Annotated in this window: 18 protein-coding genes; 13 read left to right on the top strand and 5 right to left on the bottom strand. The window is 49.9% G+C overall.

Annotation, left to right across the window (positions count from 1 at the left end; all coding sequences use genetic code 11):
* Positions 1–45 precede the first annotated feature (45 nt).
* Positions 46–687 carry a LysE family translocator gene (locus tag F0L74_RS04800; RefSeq protein ID WP_149836676.1) on the top strand — a complete coding sequence of 214 codons (642 nt, stop codon included), beginning with the start codon at positions 46–48 and terminating at the stop codon, positions 685–687.
* 104 nt (positions 688–791) lie between these two features.
* Here F0L74_RS04800 and F0L74_RS04805 read toward each other — a convergent pair whose 3' ends face one another.
* The 4 genes from F0L74_RS04805 to F0L74_RS04820 form a co-directional block, all read right to left on the bottom strand.
* Positions 792–1,826, bottom strand: coding sequence for a 2-oxoacid:ferredoxin oxidoreductase subunit beta (locus F0L74_RS04805; RefSeq protein ID WP_149836677.1), 1,035 nt, complete (start codon positions 1,824–1,826; stop codon positions 792–794).
* Between the two features lie 77 nt (positions 1,827–1,903).
* Positions 1,904–2,260: a carboxymuconolactone decarboxylase family protein gene (locus F0L74_RS04810; RefSeq protein WP_149836678.1), complete on the bottom strand. Its 357-nt coding sequence runs from the start codon at positions 2,258–2,260 to the stop codon at positions 1,904–1,906.
* A gap of 118 nt (positions 2,261–2,378) precedes the next feature.
* A complete protein-coding gene (locus F0L74_RS04815; protein ID WP_149836679.1) occupies positions 2,379–4,133 on the bottom strand; it encodes an N-acetylmuramoyl-L-alanine amidase in 1,755 nt (584 codons plus the stop codon).
* Between the two features lie 111 nt (positions 4,134–4,244).
* Positions 4,245–6,038 carry an acyl-CoA dehydrogenase FadE gene (locus F0L74_RS04820; RefSeq protein WP_149836680.1) on the bottom strand — a complete coding sequence of 598 codons (1,794 nt, stop codon included), beginning with the start codon at positions 6,036–6,038 and terminating at the stop codon, positions 4,245–4,247.
* Between the two features lie 136 nt (positions 6,039–6,174).
* Between F0L74_RS04820 and F0L74_RS04825 the strand changes: the two genes are divergently transcribed.
* Entirely contained in the window at positions 6,175–6,975 is an 801-nt protein-coding gene (locus F0L74_RS04825) for an alpha/beta fold hydrolase (protein ID WP_149836681.1), read from the top strand.
* A 43-nt stretch (positions 6,976–7,018) separates the two neighbouring features.
* Complete coding sequence (locus tag F0L74_RS04830) at positions 7,019–8,161, top strand: glycosyltransferase (RefSeq protein WP_149836682.1); 1,143 nt, start codon at positions 7,019–7,021, stop codon at positions 8,159–8,161.
* A 51-nt stretch (positions 8,162–8,212) separates the two neighbouring features.
* Here F0L74_RS04830 and F0L74_RS04835 read toward each other — a convergent pair whose 3' ends face one another.
* Complete coding sequence (locus tag F0L74_RS04835; RefSeq protein WP_149836683.1) at positions 8,213–9,406, bottom strand: glycosyltransferase family 87 protein; 1,194 nt, start codon at positions 9,404–9,406, stop codon at positions 8,213–8,215.
* A gap of 72 nt (positions 9,407–9,478) precedes the next feature.
* On the opposite strand from F0L74_RS04835, the gene F0L74_RS04840 reads away from it, so the two are divergent.
* The 10 genes from F0L74_RS04840 (at position 9,479) to F0L74_RS04885 (ending at position 18,492) form a co-directional block, all read left to right on the top strand.
* On the top strand, positions 9,479–10,630 hold the full coding sequence (locus tag F0L74_RS04840) for an ABC transporter permease (protein ID WP_188315863.1): 1,152 nt from the start codon (positions 9,479–9,481) through the stop codon (positions 10,628–10,630).
* Between the two features lie 106 nt (positions 10,631–10,736).
* A complete protein-coding gene (locus tag F0L74_RS04845) occupies positions 10,737–11,168 on the top strand; it encodes a hypothetical protein (protein WP_149836684.1) in 432 nt (143 codons plus the stop codon).
* A 193-nt stretch (positions 11,169–11,361) separates the two neighbouring features.
* A complete protein-coding gene (locus tag F0L74_RS04850) occupies positions 11,362–12,477 on the top strand; it encodes a glycosyltransferase (RefSeq protein ID WP_149836685.1) in 1,116 nt (371 codons plus the stop codon).
* A 129-nt stretch (positions 12,478–12,606) separates the two neighbouring features.
* Entirely contained in the window at positions 12,607–12,951 is a 345-nt protein-coding gene (gene gldC, locus F0L74_RS04855; RefSeq protein ID WP_149836686.1) for a gliding motility protein GldC, read from the top strand.
* Between the two features lie 111 nt (positions 12,952–13,062).
* Positions 13,063–13,515 carry a GatB/YqeY domain-containing protein gene (locus F0L74_RS04860; RefSeq protein ID WP_149836687.1) on the top strand — a complete coding sequence of 151 codons (453 nt, stop codon included), beginning with the start codon at positions 13,063–13,065 and terminating at the stop codon, positions 13,513–13,515.
* Positions 13,516–13,587: 72 nt separating this feature from the next.
* Positions 13,588–14,130: a CvpA family protein gene (locus F0L74_RS04865; RefSeq protein ID WP_149836688.1), complete on the top strand. Its 543-nt coding sequence runs from the start codon at positions 13,588–13,590 to the stop codon at positions 14,128–14,130.
* A 71-nt stretch (positions 14,131–14,201) separates the two neighbouring features.
* Positions 14,202–14,975, top strand: coding sequence for an alpha/beta fold hydrolase (locus F0L74_RS04870; protein ID WP_149836689.1), 774 nt, complete (start codon positions 14,202–14,204; stop codon positions 14,973–14,975).
* Between the two features lie 231 nt (positions 14,976–15,206).
* A complete protein-coding gene (locus tag F0L74_RS04875) occupies positions 15,207–15,869 on the top strand; it encodes a CBS domain-containing protein (protein WP_149836690.1) in 663 nt (220 codons plus the stop codon).
* Positions 15,870–16,091: 222 nt separating this feature from the next.
* The gene (locus F0L74_RS04880) at positions 16,092–17,513 is read left to right on the top strand and encodes a POTRA domain-containing protein (RefSeq protein ID WP_149836691.1); all 1,422 of its coding nucleotides are present in this window, start codon (positions 16,092–16,094) and stop codon (positions 17,511–17,513) included.
* Positions 17,514–17,601: 88 nt separating this feature from the next.
* Complete coding sequence (locus tag F0L74_RS04885) at positions 17,602–18,492, top strand: NAD kinase (RefSeq protein WP_149836692.1); 891 nt, start codon at positions 17,602–17,604, stop codon at positions 18,490–18,492.
* The last annotated feature ends 171 nt before the right edge of the window (positions 18,493–18,663 follow it).

Below are 18,663 nucleotides of genomic sequence, written 5' to 3' on the forward strand. Positions count from 1 at the left end.
AAAAGGTGGGTAACTTTAGCGATTTAGTTACCCTTTTTTTATTACATGATAGCAGCAATCGTAGCAGGTTTAGGGCTGGGCGTATTTCTATCATTATCGGTGGGGCCGGTAATATTTGCCATCATAAAGCACAGTATCAACAATGGTTTTAAGGCGGGCATCAGCTTTGTGCTGGGCGTGTCTTTCAGCGATATTATGTTTGTATTGGTAGGTAACCTGGCCACCTCTTTTATTGAAGGGCTGGAAGATTACAAGCGCAGCATTGGCGTAGCCGGCGGTATCATGCTGGTATGTATGGGCCTGTACGGGCTGTTCCTTAAACGCGTAAAGATCAGTACCGGCGAAGAGAAACCGGAAATGTTCCGCACCCATGACTATCTGAAAATATGGCTGGCCGGTTTCCTGATGAACACCCTGAACCCCGGCGTGATCATCTTCTGGCTGGGGGTATGCGTAGCTAACAGCGCCACGCCGGCTTCTCACCGGCTTATTATGTTCACCCTCTGTCTCTCCTTTGTTTTATCCATGGATATCTTAAAAGTGTTTGTGAGTGATAAGATCCGGCATAAGCTTACCCTTAATAATGTGGAGCTCTTAAACCGTATAGCCGGCGTGAGTATGGTGATATTTGGGGTAGTGTTGTTGTATAAGGTGTTGTTTGATGTGGCGGGGCTGGTGGCGCATTGACCATCAATTTTACTAAATAAAAAGTGCTAATGAAATACCGCAATATTCCATTAGCACTTTTTATTTAGAGACATTATATACAGTCTACTATATTCATCCGCACATTACCTGATCGTCCAGGTTTCATTGCCAGACAGCAGCTTATCCAGGTTACCCGGGCCTCTTTTGGCGATCGCATCTTCGATCTGGCGGGCCATACCTTCTTCATAAGTAGGCCTGCTGGTCTGGTAAAATACGCCAAAGGGGCGGGGCAGGTGGCCTTCGATCCGCGGATCGTCAAAGATGCGGGTCAGCAGCTGCGCTTTATAGAAATCACTTTCATCATGGATCCAGAGGTCGCTGGCGCTGTATTCGCTGCCTAACTCCACTACTACCGGTTTCAGGCCATCCAGGCGGATGCCTTTGTTCTTTTGCGCGCCAAATACCAGCGGCTGACCGTTTTCCACGAAAATGGTCTCTTCCATCTTGGAGCCTTTTTCAGTAAATACCTCAAAAGCGCCATCGTTAAAGATGTTACAGTTCTGGTATATTTCCAGGAAGGAAGCGCCTTTATGGGCATGACTGCGTTTCAGCAGTTCCTGCAGGTGTTTGGGATCACGGTCCATGCTGCGGGCAATAAAAGTAGCATCCGCACCCAGGGCCAGGGCCAGGGGATTAAACGGATGGTCTATACTGCCAAACGGAGTGGATTTGGTGATCTTGTTCTCCTCAGAGGTAGGGGAGTACTGGCCTTTGGTTAACCCGTAGATCTGGTTGTTGAACAACATGATATTCAGGTCAAAATTACGGCGCAGCAGGTGAATGGTATGGTTACCGCCTATGGACAGGCCGTCCCCATCGCCCGTTACTACCCAAACGCTCAGCTCAGGCCGGGTAGCCTTTAAGCCGGAGGCAATGGCGGTAGCACGGCCATGGATAGAGTGCATGCCGTAGGTGTTCATATAATAAGGGAAACGGGAAGAACACCCGATACCTGAAACGATCACTATATTCTCCCGGGGAATTCCCAGTCCGGGCATAATGGTCTGCACCTGTTTTAATATGGAATAGTCCCCGCAGCCCGGGCACCAGCGTACTTCCTGGTCCGTTGCAAAATCCTTGGCTGTAAGCGCCTGCGGAGCGATGGTGGTTGTTGACATTGTATTATATTAAATAGTCTGCAAAATTAACTAATAATGAAGAATGTATGGCGAATAATCCCCCGGATGACTTATTATCAATTTTTGTCATCACTGCCCGTCAGCAGTTCCCAGTATTCTGCGGCCCGGCGGGTATGCGGGATCACGATGGTGCCGCCTACAATATTGGCTACGGCAAAGATCTCATACATTTCTGCGGTGGTAATGCCCTGCTCATGGCATTTACCCAGGTGATATTTGATACAGTCATCGCAGCGCAGTACCATAGAAGATACTAAGCCCAGCATTTCCTTTACTTTGGTGCTCAGCGCGCCTTCTGCATAGGTATTGGTGTCCAGGTTAAACAGGCGGTTGATCACCTTGTTCTGTTGCCCCAGGATCACTTCGTTCATCTTAGCCCGGTATTCATTGAATTCTTGGATCTGATCTGACATCTTGCTATTATTTCACTGCTAAAGCTATGAAAGGATTCGCAAATATATATTAATCTACTTTATCAGTGGACTACTGCCCGGTACTTGGGCGATAATAATAGGTTATAGGTGATAACATTTAATTATGCTTACCGGCCTGCTCCAGGAAATCCTTTAGCCCCTGTACGATCTTATCCGCCATCAGTTGCCGGAATTGTGGGTCCAGCACTTTAGCCTCATCGCCGGGGTTGCTGAGGAACAGGGTCTCTATCAGCGCATCCGGGAATTCTGTTGGATTGTTAAGGATGAAGTTAAAATTGCCATTGCAGCCAAAACCGCTAAGACCGGTTTCCAGCATGCGGTTATAGATGGCGCGGGCCAGCGGCTCGCAGAAGCGATGGCGGTAATAAGTGGCGGTACCCTTTATATCTACCGGGTTTACGGAAGAATTGAGGTGGATACTTAGTAGCAGGTCCGGGTCCTTACGGCGGTAATCGGAGAGGCGGTCTTCATTGGCTACAAACTGGTCGCGGGTACGGGAGGGCAGTACGGTAGCGCCTTCTTTTTCCAGGGCAGCCTTTAACAGCATGGCCACAGACAGGCTCAGCTCTTTTTCATAGATGCCCATATTACCCACCGCGCCTACATTGTTGCCGCCATGGCCGGCGTCCAGGCCAATGGTCAGGTTGCGTAGCTGTAAGCTGGCGGGTTGCCGTTTTACCTGTACGACAAGGGTATCTTCCTTGTAATATACGCGGTAGCCCCAGGGATAGCCATGCTGCAGGGATATGACCATGCGGAACACTTCCGGGTCTATCTGTTGCCAGGCTACCCGTTCTATTTCGCGGGTGCTGCCCAGCTGGGTTTGGAGACCCTGTTCCGCATAAGCGCCAAATACGTCTACAATGATCTTGCCTGGCTCCACTTCCTGGGTGGAGATATAAGGCAGTTTATCCGCCAGCGGTACGGCTACATAATCGTAATCATCATTCGCCCATACCCGGGCATTATTTATTATGCTGATGGGCACCAGTTCTTCCAGCGTAGCGGTGTCTACCAGCGGTTCCGGTATATAGGCGTAACGTTTGGGCGCCAGTTGTACTTTATAATAATTGCCCTCGCGGCCGGTAATGTAGAGTAGCACGCCCTCGTCCAGGTAACCCAGCTTTTCCGGGCCCAGGCGGTCGCCATGGGGGGAGATGGTCAGGTAGGTGAGGTTATCTATGGTACGCCCCACAAACCGGCCCCGGTTACGAAGGTAGGAGTAGTAGTTAGGGCTTTCCTTAATGGCGGTTTGCCCGCTGCCGTTCTGCATGGTGATCCGGATGCGGCCATTCAGCAGGCTATCGCTGTCCTGTACCACATATATGCCCTCGTAAAAGCCGGCCACGCCTTCGTTATCAGCAGCGGGTATCTCCTTCATGGGCGCATTATTGATCCAATTAGCTTTACAGCCGGGAAAGGCCTTCATGCGTATACGCAGGGTATCGCCTTCAGACACCTGTAGGTTGCCTTGCGGGCTGATGGTAAAATAATCTATACGGAAAACGGGCGTAGGGCTGGGAGGGGGCAGGGGACGGTAATAGTACATTACCTGTTTGCTTACAAACCGGCCGGTGCTGTCAGTGGCGGTGAGCACCAACCGGGTATTGCCAACGGGCAGCTCCTGTTTAATGGCAAATGCGCCGGTAGCATATACGTAAACACTGTCGTTATTGAGCTGCAGGCGGCAACCTGCACAGGTACGGCCTGAGAGGAATTGTTTGGCGCTGCTTACGTTATTCTGTTCTCTGACAGGCTGGTTCAATCGTAAAAAAGCCTGTGCCATTATCTGCTGCTGTACAAAACACAAAGTTATGATCAACAGCCCGCGGTGCATAAATCTATCTATCATGGAATAGTACGATAATGTGCTAATAGATCAATGTGCTGATGTGCTGATGAAAATGCAGCGGAATTATCCGTGTTAATCATCAGCACATCAGCATATTAGCACATTAGCACATCACCAAAGATATTTGTTTTCTGCAATCATTTTATCAGCTATCCGGCGACGGGCGTCTTTTGTATTATACGGAGCTGTTTTAGTAAAGCGTTTAAGGCCCAGCAGCATCATGCGTTGTTCATCGCCTTCTGCAAAGCTGTTAATAGCGTCTTTACCATACTTGTGAATACGGTCTGCCGTATCGGTAAGATAGGTACGCACCATATCTGCCTGCAGGGAGGCCGCAGCTTCGCCCTGGGTATCGATGATCTTTAACAGGCGTAACAGGCCGCTTTCTGCGGTAAAGGTCTCAATGGCCATATCGGCAATATTCATCAGCACTTCCTGCTCCTGGTCCAGCTTCATGCCCAGCTTTTGCACGGCGGCGCCGGCTACCAGCAGGATGGCTTTTTTCAGGCTGACGATCAGTTTTCTTTCTGTGCTGAAAGGCGTTTCATCATCGCTGCCAAACTCCGGTATGCTCATCAGTTCCTTCATTACATTCATGGCGGGCGTCATCAGGTCCAGCTTGCCTTTCATGGCGCGTTTCAGGGTCATATCCAGCGTAAGCAGGCGGTTAATTTCGTTGGTGCCTTCAAAGATGCGGTTAATACGCGCATCCCGGTAGGATTTGGAAATTACATACTCATCGCTGAAACCATTACCGCCATGGATCTGCACGCCTTCGTCCACTACATAGTCTAATACTTCTGAGCCGTTCACTTTCAGGATGGCGCATTCCACGGCATATTCTTCCGCAGCGCCTAATACCGCTTCGTTAAAAGGTTTGCCGGCGGCCAGCAGTTCCTGCTCCTGCAGTTCTATCAGCTGCGCGGTGCGGAACAGGGAAGATTCGCACATCCAGGTACGGATGGCCATTTCTGCCAGCTTATGTTTGATAGCGCCAAAATTGGCAATGGGTTGTTTGAATTGCTCACGTGTGGTGGCATACTGCACTACGCCGGTGGTAGAGCGTTTGCACGCGCCCAGGGCGGCTGCGCACAGCTTTAAACGGCCAATGTTCAGGATATTGAAGGCGATCAGGTGGCCTTTACCAATAGTGCCCAGTACATTTTCCGCAGGCACCTTAGCATCCTGGAAATAGATCTGCCGGGTGCTGGAGCCTTTGATGCCCATTTTATGCTCTTCCGCACCCAGCGTAAAGCCCGGGGTGTCTTTATCTACGATGAAGGCGGTGAATTTATCGCCGTCTATCTTGGCAAAAACGGTAAACACATCTGCAAAGCCGGAGTTGGTGATCCAGCATTTCTGGCCGTTAAGCAGGTAGAACTTGCCATCGTCAGAGAGTTTGGCGGTAGTTTTAGCACTCAGCGCATCAGAACCGGAGTTGGGCTCTGTAAGGGCATAAGCGCCCTTCATTTCGCCGGAGGCCAGTTTGGGAACATATTTCTGCTTCTGTTCTTCAGTACCAAAATACAGGATGGGTAGGGAACCTATGCCCGTATGGGCTGCCATGGCTACGGAAAAGGAGTGACCGGAGCCCAGCGCTTCGTTGATAAGGGTGGCCGTCACAAAATCTTTACCCAGGCCGCCATAGGCTTCGGGGAAAGAGGCGCCCAGCAGGCCCTGTTCGCCGGCTTTATCCAGCAGGGAAGGCATCAGCCCTTCTTCCAGCTTATCCAGGCGGTCAAGTACCGGCGTTACTTCCTTCTCTACAAACTGCTCTGCCATTTCCTTGATCATCCGTTGCTCTTCCGTAAAATCTTCGGGGGTGAACACGTCATAGGGTGTGCTTTCTTTCACCAGGAATTCGGCGCCTTTTAAAGCGGCCTTTTTATCAACTGTTGTGTCCATATATAAAACTGTTTGATGGTTAATGGTTAAAAAGTTTATAGGACCTGCCGGGTTTTTTATAACGGGGAGGTCCTAGTAATTTACTTAGTTTGGGGCAAATGGCAAAAGTTGATTAAAATTGTTGCGCTGAAGATATATGCCGTCTTTTTACCTCTCATACGCTAATAGCCGTTTTCATGGTATCCGGGAGGGTACCGGGCCGCAGTTACTGTTTTGCCTGCACGGGTTTGGCGAAAGCGCCGCTCATTTTTTACCCCTGGTAAAACATATGGGGGAACGCTTTACCCTTATTGCGCTGGATATGCCCCGGCACGGATTTACGGAGTGGAAGGAGGAACGCCCTTTTGCCCCGGCAGATCTGAAAGCATTGGTAACCATGCTGCTGGAGCAGGAGGGGCTGCAACAGTTTTCCCTGCTGGGCTATAGCATGGGAGGCCGCCTGGCCCTGAGCCTGCTCATGGAAATGGCAGCCCGTTTGCAACACCTGGTGCTGCTGGCGCCGGATGGTATCAAAAATAACCCCTGGCATTATTTTGTTACCCAAACCAGTTTGGGTAACCGGCTGTTTAAACATGTTACCTATCACCCGGAGTTCCTGTTCAAACTAATGCAATTTGTACGCAAACTGGGAGGCCTGAACGAAAGCGTATACAAGTTTGCTTTTCATAGCATGGATACGCTGGATAAACGCCTCAAGGTATACGAGGTATGGACAGATATGCGCCGCATGATGCCCAACCTTAAACGCTGCAAACAATTGCTGGCGCAGTATCATATCCCCACCTTGCTTATATATGGCAAATACGACCGTATCATCCCCGCGGTGCTGGGGCCACGGCTGGTGGATGGTTCTTTTGACGGTGAGATCCTGGTGCTGGAAAAAGGCCATCAGCTGCTATCAGAAGACCTGGGCGCGGTGATCACATCAAAAATCTAACAGAAAGCTATACTTTTGACCGCCGTTTACAGCGGAAACGTATATGACTATCTTCCTTATTATAACAGGTGTGCTGGGCGGGGCGTATGCCCTGTTGCTGATATGGTATGCAGCCGGCTGGAAACAAACGCCTTTTTTTACGCCCTCCCAACCTGTAAGCGGCCAAACCCGTGTAACGGTCATCATTCCCGCCAGGGATGAGGAACTGCACCTGCCGCCATTATTACAGGCTTTACAACAACAAACTTATCCCGCCGCATTACTACAGGTAATTGTAATAGACGATTTCTCTACGGATGCCACTGCGCAGATCGTGCAAACATTCCCCGCGCCCAATATACAATTGCTGCGGATGAGCGATCACCTGGACGCCACACAACGGCTGAACTCCTATAAGAAAAAAGCCATTGAGCTGGCTGTAGGCCAGGCTACCGGACAGCTGATCGTTACCACAGATGCGGATTGTATCATGGGGCCGCGCTGGATAGAAACCGTTGTGCAGTTCTACGAAACGCGTAAACCTAAATTCATAGCTGCGCCGGTAAGTTTTCACCAGGAGAATAATTTCTTTAAAGTGCTGCAGTCCCTGGATTTTATGAACATGCAGGGTATTACCGGCTCTGTAGCGCAGCTAAAGATCGGTACCATGTGTAACGGGGCTAACCTGGCTTATGAAAAGGAGGCCTTTTATGAAGTAGGCGGTTTTAAAGGCATTGATAATATTGCTTCCGGTGATGATATGCTGCTGATGTATAAAATATACCGGCATTTTCCTGGCAGCATCGGTTACCTGAAAAACCAGGCAGCTATTGTGAACACGGCCCCGGTAGATACATTGAGCGCTTTTATGCACCAGCGTATCCGCTGGTCTTCCAAAGCAGATAAATATGATGATAAACGCCTTACCTGGATGCTGGCCATCGTATACCTGTGGAATGCCGCTTTATTGATCATGGGTATAGTGGCCATATTTTGTCCGGTGTTATGGAGCTGGCTCCTGTATTACATGTTGTTTAAGATAGCGGTAGAATTGTATTTTATGATACCGGTGGCCCGTTTCTTTCATAAAAGCCATTTACTGGGATGGGTGATACCCGGGCAGTTTTTTCATGTGCCCTATATAGTGATAGCAGGTTGGTTGGGCAAGTTTGGGAGCTATCAATGGAAAGGAAGGAAAGTTAACTGATCGTAATAGAAAGTAAATGGGCTGGCGTAAGATAATACACCAGCCCATTTGCTATTTATGTAGCTGTGGCCTGGCTGCATCTGTCATCAGGTCAAAGATCAGCTTAAACCATATCAGGGAACAGAATACCGCTTTTACTGCATAGGGCTCCACATAAGTGCGGGCCAGCTTGTACGGAAAAATAAGGTCTGTAGAGGAGAACGAAGTACATACCAATGCCAGCAACAGCAATACCAGGTTAATGCCTTTACGCTCCTGCGCAAAATACCAGATGGCAACACCGGCCATTGCAATAATATAAGTAGGCGATTCTCCTTTATGATTAAAGATCACGATCCACAGCAGCACAGAAGCCAGTATATGCAACCGGAACAGGGGCTGGTTCCACATCTTAAAGCGTAACAACGGCAAACAGAACAACGCCGCGCCTATGAGCACAAACATATTTTTATTCATGGTAAAACCAAACCAGGTATGCCACCAGCCGTACAGGGATACGCCTACAGAGGCACTATGGTCCTGGCTCAGCAGGTTGCCCCAGCTTTTGTACAGGAACAGCAGCTGATCGGGCGAGATCACCAGCAGTGGCATAAGGCCTAATACTACCATCCAGCAGATGGTAGCAATAGCGCTGCGCCAGCGGGAGGGGTACAGCAGGCATAATGCTAAGGCCACAATACCAAAGATCTTGATGTAAAAAGTGAGTACTATGAACAGGGTGGCCCACCAGGGTTTGTCCTTTTCCAGGAAATGCCAGGCCAGTATCAGCAAACCGGTGATAAGCACATTGGTTTGTGAGCTGGTGAGCGAGATCATGGTCTCTATCAGGATAAAGAAAAGGAACACATTTAACCGCTCTTTTGAAAGCGGCAGCGTACGCAGTGCCAGCAGCAGCACTACCATATTCAGCAGGTTAAAAAGGATCAGGCCGGGCAGGTCCGGCAGCCAGGCAAAAAGCCCCATCCACATGGAAAAAGAGGGGCTGTATTTATATACGTCGTAATGTTTTTCCGGCAAGATGGTATAGATGTCCTGGTAATGCAGCAGGCGAAAAAAAGACTGTTTAAAGATCACGTAGTTGTTATACCGTGTCCACTGCGCCATATCCTGCGAGCTGCCCCAGGAAACACAGGCAATCACAGCCGCCATCAGCAGAAAGAAGATGTACATGTAGCGCACCGGTATGGATGAAAACTTTTGTCCGGTACGCTGCAGGAAATTAAGTCGCGGTGCCTGTGTATTCATAGGAATAATTATGCCTTTAGTCCGCAATGATACCCAATTGTTGCTATTTTTGAAAGGTAACGCATCCAAATTTTGACAGTCACTACCACAGTTAACATACGCTCCTCCTTTGGCCGGCAGGCCTGGAAACGGCTACAACGCAATAAAGGCGCTGTAGCAGCCCTTTGCATTATTGCATTGGCTATCCTGGTTGGCATAGCGGCCTACTGGATAGCGCCGGACGCCACGCCCTATGCCAACCGGATGACGTTGGAAATAAGCGGTCAGCGGCCGGGTTTCCGGGTTACCATGCTGGCCATGCAAAAAGAACGGCCGCCGCAACGGGCGGGCTTTTTTAGCCGTATGCTGTATGGGCAGGGGGATGGCGTAACCTATGTACCTATACGCCAATGGAAGTTTGAGGGCACAGATATCGTAGTACAAAAATATGTAGATGAGGAAACCTCCCTGCCGGAGCGTTACCCCCTGGCGGAGGTCTGGTATGGCCGTAAAGGCGCGCTGCAACAGCCTTTGCCTGTTTTACAACGCCAAACAGCAACACAGCGTATCATTACCAAAACCTACTGGCTGGGCACGGACCGTTTTGGCCGTGATATTCTGAGCCGCCTGCTCATCGGCACCCGCGTAAGCCTGAGCGTAGGCTGTATTGCCGTATTGATCTCCCTGACCATTGGCGTACTGCTGGGCGCTGTAGCCGGTTATTTCCGCGGCCGGGCAGATGATGTGGTGATGTGGCTGATCAATGTGATCTGGTCAGTGCCCACCTTGTTACTGGTGTTTGCGATCACGCTGGCGCTGGGTAAGGGGTTCTGGCAAATATTCATTGCCGTAGGGCTTACCATGTGGGTAAGCGTAGCCCGTATTATCCGCGGTCAGGTAATGAGCCTGCGGGAGCTGCAGTTTGTGGAGGCCGCCCGTGCATTGGGCTACGGTCATATGCGGATCATTGTACGGCATATACTGCCCAATATCCTGGGGCCGGTAATGGTGGTGGCAGCCAGTAATTTTGCTTCCGCCATTGTGGTAGAGGCGGGCCTTAGCTTTTTAGGCGTGGGTGTACAGCCGCCCCAGCCTTCCTGGGGATTGATGATCAAAGAGAATTATAATTTTATTATCACCCATAACCCGTTATTAGCCCTGGCGCCCGGTGTAGCCATTATGCTGATGGTGCTGGCTTTCAATCTGTTAGGAAATGGCCTGCGGGATGCGATGGATGTAAGATAAAACAGCTTATTCCGCCCTTTTTTATATGCCGTTATGTTATATCCCAACGGCCTCTTGCGTGGTATTATAAAATAATATAATTTTATGCAAATCCTTATCAACGACTATGCCTGTCAAATCATATCTTTTAGCTGGCTGCGCAATGCTGATGCTCATCTTTACAGGTTGCGGAAAAAAAAATAACCCTGGTGGCGACAATCCTCCCCCACAGGAGAAAGCAATTGAGGTAACCCTGGATGGAGTAGCGGAGAAAGCTTATACAGCCTCTCCCGGCGAAACGTATCCTTTTAAAGTGAACATCACCTCTGAGCTGCCCAAAAGCGGCGTAAGTATTACCGTTACAGCGGTAACAGACCCGGGCGGTGTTTCCGTTCCGCAGGATGAGATCCCCTCCCCGGTAACTGCCAGCACTACGATCACCATCAAGGGGCTGGAACCTATCCGTACCGTAAAAGTGACCATTACCATCAAATCCCTGGATAATCCGAATAACGTGGTGATCAAAGAATTCTGGATCACGAATAAGTCAGACAACTAATTAATGTGCCGATGTGCTAATATGCCAATGTGCTGATGATGGCAATTGTTGAATAATTAATTGATGTGCCGGTGAAGGAACGTCTTTTTAAAAGACATTTTCTCACCGGCATTTTCATTTATAGAGGGTCCGTCCCACCAGTTAGCACATTGGCATATTAGCACATCAGCACATTACCCTTACCTTTGCTCCCATGACGATTGGAGTTAGTGCGATCAACATCAGCACAGATATGCCGGCAGATACCGGCAATATAGGTACGGAGATCATCTGGCGGATGTGCCAACAGCATCCGGAGCATTCCTTCCTCTTATTTTTTGACCGGCCCGTGCCGGCGCATCTGGTATTACCCGCCAATGCCACGGCGGTGGTAGTGCCGTTAAAAGCCCCCTCGCTTTGGCGGCGTAAATGGTGGCTGCAATGGCAGTTGCCCCGTGCCTTAAAACAGCACCGGCCAGATGTATTCCTCGCCATGGATGGCCTTTTGCCCCTGCGCAGCCGGATCCCGGCCTTCCTTTTCCTGAAAGATCTTTCCTTTTTGCAGTCAGTAGCCGGTGTGCCAGTAAAATGGCAGCAGTTCCTGCAGCAGCAAACATCGAAATATATTACCCGCGCCCAGGGGATCTGGGTATTATCACCGCGCCAGGAACAGGAGCTGTTACAATATGCGCCTGCGGCGGCGGGTAAGACCAGCGTTTTACCGGCCGGCATCCATGAAAGCTATCATCCCTTACCCTGGGAGGAGCGCGAAGCGGTGAAGCAGCAGCATACCGGTGGGGTAGAATATTTTATCGTAACCGCCGCTATGCACCCGCGTAATAACATCCAACCCCTGTTAAAAGCCTTTTCCGCGCTAAAACGCAGGCTTCGCTCCAATATGAAGCTGGTACTGGTTGGTAACGTAACCCCTGCCGGCCAGGAGATAGCAGATAGCCTACGCAACTATAAGTTCCGTGATGATATCGTCTGGATCCAGCATGCGGACCAGGCTACGCTGGCCCAGCTTACCGCTGCGGCCTACGCCATGATCTACACCACCCGTTTTGATGCCGTAGCCCTGCCGGTATATGCCGCCCTCCGCTGTGAGGTGCCGGTGGTAGCCATAGACAGTGAGGCCGCCCGGGAAGCCGGCAAAGACGCCGTGCTGTACACCGATCCGGAGAACCTGGCAGACCTGGCAGATAAACTTTGCCTGATGTATAAAGACGAGCAGCTGCGCGCCCGCCTGCTGCGGAATATAGCAACCGTGGAACTGCCCGGGGGATGGGACACTGCCGCGGAGCAATGTGCTAATATGCTGATGTGCTAATATGCTAATGATGGCTCTACACGGTGGCCGCGCTTGCAATGTGTGCATTTCTCCATTAGCACATTAGCATATTAGCACATCAGCACATTAAACCCTATTTTTGCCCTCTGAAACCAGAAACAACCTTTTATGGCTAAAACATCTACCATCCAGATCCAGGTGGCGCTGGATGACAATAAAGTACCGGAAAAAATAGAGTGGAGCGCGTCAGACACCACCGCAGAGCGTATGAACAAGGCCAAAGCCATGATGGTAGCCTTTTGGGACGGCGCAGAAGCCACCGCGCTGCGCATTGACCTGTGGACAAAAGACATGATGCTGGATGAAATGGCCGATTTCTTCTACCAGACCATGATGACCATGGCAGATACCTGGCAGCGGGCCACTCCTCATAAGGAACAGTCAGAAGACCTGCGCGGCTTCGCAAAGGAATTCCTGAAAAAATTCAACGAAAAGCAAGAAGAGCAGAAATAGTCCTGCCTCGCTTGTTCTTTAGCCGGTATTATCTTATTATTACGGATTCCTGTCATACAATGGCAGGCGCCGTGGCGCAGATCACCGGCTTACAACTTTCAACCATCGATTATGTCACTGGAACTCAACATCAATGCCGCTATTAAGGCCGCTATGCTTGCCAGGAGCGAGGCAGAGCTGCGCGCCCTGCGCGCCATCAAGGCCGCTATATTGTTAGCCAAAACAGCAGAAGGCGGGTCAGGCGAATTAACAGACGCAGACGAAACCAAAATGCTGCAAAAGCTGGCTAAACAACGTAAAGACTCCCTGGAGATCTTCCGCCAGCAGAACCGTGAGGACCTGGCCAAAAAAGAAGAGGAAGAACTGGAAGTTATCGAGCGTTACCTGCCTAAACAACTGAGTGAGGCTGAGTTACGTGACGCGGTTACCCGCATTATCGCAGAAACCGGCGCTACTACCGCGGCGGATATGGGTAAAGTGATGGGCGCCGCCACCAAACAGCTGGCCGGTAAGGCAGATGGTAAAGCTATTTCCGCACTGGTAAAAGAACTGTTAACTAAATAGCCTTTAGCTTTTAGCTGTTAGCCATTAGCCAATGGCTGCGCTAACAGCTAAGGGCTAACAGCTAACCGCTCTATGATCATAGATATCCTATTTGCCATTACCCTTGTAATCGCCATTTATAAAGGCTTTATGCGCGGCCTTATTGTAGCCGTATTCTCTTTTGTAGCCGTACTGGCGGGCCTGGCCGCCGCATTAAAACTAACTACCGTAACCGCCGTTTATGCCCAGCAGCACTGGGATGTGCACTGGCGCTGGCTGCCGGTCATCTGTTTCATAGCGCTTTTCCTGGGGGTGATCCTGCTGGTGCGCCTGGGCGCCACCGCCATCGAAAAAATGGTGGAACTGGTACTGTTGGGTTGGCTTAACAGATTGGGTGGTATTTTGTTATATAGTATTATCTTTACTATCAATTATAGTATTTTGTTATGGATAGCCAACCAGCTGTATTGGCTAAGCCCGGAAACTAAGATGCAATCTATAGTGTATCCTTATATTGCGCCTATCGGCCCGGCCGTTATAAACGGGCTCGGTAGCATTATACCGGTTTTTAAAGATATATTCGCCGGATTGCAGTCTTTCTTTGATAACGCAGCCAAAGAAATGCAAGCTATCTAACTCGCTTCAAAGATTATTTGAATTAATAAAAAGAATTATTTTAGCGCAAAATTGACTTTCAAGCTTTGGCAATGGATTACGAAATCAAAACACTGGGGAAGTTTAAGTACATTGAGGAAGGAGAAGGTGAACCACTGGTATTGCTGCATGGATTGTTCGGGGCGTTAAGTAATTTCAGAGACCTGCTGGACTATTTCCGGCAGTACAACAAAGTAGTGATCCCCATGTTGCCTTTGTTTGACCTGAATATCCTGGAAACTACCGTTGGGGGGCTGGCCAAGTACGTGCACAAGTTTATTGAAACGTTAGGGTATCAAAAAGTACACCTTTTAGGCAATTCCCTGGGCGGCCATGTTGCCCTGGTATACCTCTTAAAACACCCGGAGGCGCCTATCAGGTCGCTGACCCTTACCGGCAGTTCCGGCCTGTTTGAAAATGGCATGGGAGAAACCTATCCCAAAAGAGGGGATTATGAATACATCCGCAAAAAAACAGAGCTTACCTTCCATGACCCGGCTATGGCCACCCAGGAACTGGTAGATGAAGTGTTTGGCATCGTAAATAACCGCCTGCAGGTCATCAAGATCATTGCCCTGGCTAAATCCGCTATCCGGCATAACCTGGGAGAAGAGCTCTCGGATATAAAGATCCCTACCCTGCTGGTATGGGGACAGAACGATACTATCACCCCTCCCATGGTAGGAGAGGAGTTCCACCGTCTGATACCTAATTCTGAGCTGCACCTGATCGATAAATGTGGCCATGCGCCCATGATGGAAGTGCCCGGTGAATTTAATGTCATCCTGCACGGCTTCCTCGAAAGGGTGGAAAAGCAGGTAAGCTAGTAAGCCTGTAACCGTATATGCGTATCAATAACCTCATGTGCAGCTTTTATTGATACCTGTCAACCGTCATCCGTAACCGGCCATTTGTAATTTTTATTGAGGTTGCTGCAAACTCCACGCTGTGATTAAACGTATCTTTGTAACAGATACCTGCCTAACGGTAAGGTATATTTGGCAAGGTGAAATTTGGAATATTCTTTGTTATATTGATCATACAAACACTTCTCAATCATGCTGGCAAGAGATCTCATATCAACAGTTCCGGTGCTGCATCCGATGGATTCGGGCGCCAGGGCTTTGCGCCTCATGAATGAGTATCATCTTACGCAACTGCCCATGGTCCTGGAAAACAAATACCTGGCTATGGTGGAGGAAGATGATATCTTAGATCTGGAAGATCCGGATACGCTGCTGGAGAACATGGAGTACAACGGCGTTAAACCGGCCATTCCGGAGGATGCGCATTTTTACGAAGCCCTGAAAGTTTTCAGTGACCAGAAACTTTCTGCATTACCGGTCATCACAAGAGAAAATGAATACCTGGGCATCGTTACCCGGGATATTCTGTTGGCTGTACTGGCCCAGTACAATGGCGTAAAGGAGCCCGGCGGTATCCTTTCCCTGGAAATAGAGCCACGCGACTACAGCCTCAGCGAAATTGCACGCATTGCAGAGTCCAACGATGTGATCCTGCTGAGCGTAAACACCATTACCAACCCGGTCACCGGCCGCCTGGAAGTATTACTCAAGACCAACCGCCAGGAGCTGTCATCCCTCGTAGCTACTTTTGAACGTTTTAAGTACTACGTGATCAAGTACACTATTACCGCAGAGGAAGAAGAAGACACGCTTAAAAAGAACTACGACCTGCTGATGAACTATATCAGCATCTGATCACACGCTATCGTCTGCCACATCCAGCCCCCACAGGTGGATATATGGATTCCCTTTGAAAATGAGCTACCCCCGGATACCGCGATTGATAATTGCTTAACATTCGTACGGGATATCTATGCGGAGCCATCGCCTCACAGCCTCCCCATTCGTAATTCGTAATTGACAATTCGTAATTGATTTGTAGCTTGCGGCCCGATTTAACTATTACTGTTACGCTGCATGTTCAAATTCTGTTACCTGGGGGGCATATTATGCCTGTGCTTTCTGTTGCCTTGCCGGGCGCAGGAGCCGGGACAACCCGCTATGGCCACCGTAACAGATACCAGCTACCTGGTAGTGCGTAATGTAGTGATAGCAGGCAATAAGAAAACCCGTACCCCCTTCATCATCCGCGAGTTAAGCATTACCCCCGGCGATACCATCCGCCTCAAAGACCTTTCCACCACCCTGGAGAACGGGCGGCAGCAACTCATGAATACCGCGCTGTTCCTGAATGTGATCACCAATGTAAAGAATTGGGAAGGCAACTCTGCAGACCTGGTGTTTGAGGTCTGGGAGCGCTGGTACCTGCTGGCCTTTCCCATCTTTAAGCTGGCAGACCGTAACTTTAACCAGTGGTGGGTAGAGCAGGGCAAAAGCCTGGATCGTGTGAACGTGGGCGTACGGGGCGCCCATAGTAACCTTACCGGCCGTAATGACGACTTGGATGGTATTGTGCAGATAGGTTATACCCAGCAGCTGGCCTTTACCTACAGCCTGCCCTATGTGGACAGAGGCTTCCATAACGGCCTGGGGATCACCTTCGCCTACAGCCGTAACCGGGAGATAAACGACAGCTCCGTTAACAACAAACAGCATTTTTACCGCCTGGATAACAAATTCCTGCGGCAGCAATATAGTTTTGGCTTCAGCTACGCTTACCGCCGGGCCATCAATACCCGTCACCAGTTGTTCCTTACCTACAATTACGAAAAGATAGGCGACTCCGTGGCCCTGCATACGCCTAACTACCTGGGCGCCAACCGTACCCGGGCGCAGTACCTGGATCTGCTGTACCGCTTCAGCTATGTAAAGGCAGATAACTGGATCTATCCCCTGAAAGGCTTTACCATGCAGGCAGAGCTGGAAAAACTGGGCATTATGCCTTTTGATGATCTTAACTACTGGAAAGTAAGGCTGCGCGCATCCCGCTACTGGCAGCTGTTGCCGCTTACCTACGCCGCGCTGGGCCTGCGCGCTCAGGCAAAGCTGCCCGCAGACCAGCCCTATCTGAACCAGCGGGCCATTGGTTACCAGGAAGATTACCTGCGCGGCCTGGAGTATTATGTAGTGGATGGTACCAGCTTTTTTATCCTCAAATCCACCCTGCGCCGGCAGGTATATGCCTTTAACGTTAAATTGCCCTGGATACCGCAAAAGTTCAATACCGTGCCGGTGCGCCTGCTGCTTAAAGCCTACAGCGATGCCGGCTACACGTACAGCAAAGCGCCTGTTACCGGTTTCCTGAACAACCGCATGCTATACACCTGGGGCATAGGTATGGATATTGTTTCCTTTTACGACAGCTGTGTTCGTGTAGAGTACAGCGTGAACCAGTTAGGCGAAAAAGGGCTATTTTTACATACTAAAATTGATATATGATAAACAGCTTTTAGCTGTTGGCCGTTAGCAGTTAGCTAAATGCCTGCAACTAAAAGCTAACTGCTAAAAGCTAATAGCTTATTTCTCCATGCATATTGCGATCTATAGCCGCGGATTTATAACGGAAGACCTGGCCAATATCCAGCAGTTGCTGGATGAGCTGTTACGGGAGGAGATCACCGCCGTCATATACGAGCCATTTTATCATACCCTGCAGCCGCATATCCGGTTCGATGCGGAGCCGCTTACCTTTACGCACCCGGAAGACCTGAACAGTCTTACCATAGACTGTCTGGTGAGCCTGGGAGGGGATGGCACCCTGCTGGATACCGTGTTTTATGTGCGGGATAAGAATATACCGGTGCTGGGCATCAACTTTGGCCGCCTGGGCTTTCTGGCCAGCATAGGTAAGGAAGACATCTACGCCGCCGTGAAGGCGCTCAAACAGCGCACCTATGTGGTGGATAAACGAACCCTGCTGCACCTGGACGCCAATATTCCGCTGTTTGGCGATGTGCCCTACGCCCTTAACGATTTCACCATCCATAAAAAGGACACCTCCGCCATGGTAAAGATCCATACTTACCTGAACGGGGAGTTCCTGAATACTTATTGGGCAGATGGCCTGATCGTAGCCACCCCTACCGGGTCTACCGGCTACTCCCTTAGCTGCGGCGGCCCGGTGGTATTTCCGGAGGCCGGCAGTTTTGTGATCACGCCCGTAGCGCCGCATAACTTGAACGTACGGCCCATTGTCGTACCAGATAACAATATTATCTCCTTTGAGGTAGAGGGCCGCAGCGATCAGTTCCTGTGTACCCTGGACAGCCGGATGGAGACCATAGACAACACCGTACAGCTGGCGGTTAAGAAGGAAGACTTCACCCTCAGCCTTTTACGCCTGGATGACAGCAATTTCCTGCACACCCTGCGGCATAAATTGCTCTGGGGGATAGACGCCAGGAACCGGTGGAAATAAATGTGCGGATGCGCTAATGTGCTGGCGCGCTGATGAAGTAAACAATTTATTGATTATCAGTGTTTAGTTGTCAGCAAATGACGTCGTTGGCACATCGGCACATTAGCATATGAGCACATTATTCTATACATTTGTATAATCACTAATACCAAAAGCTGGAATTATCGCGTT

This window comes from Chitinophaga agrisoli, assembly GCF_008386695.1.
GTDB classification, from domain to species: Bacteria; Bacteroidota; Bacteroidia; order Chitinophagales; family Chitinophagaceae; genus Chitinophaga; species Chitinophaga agrisoli.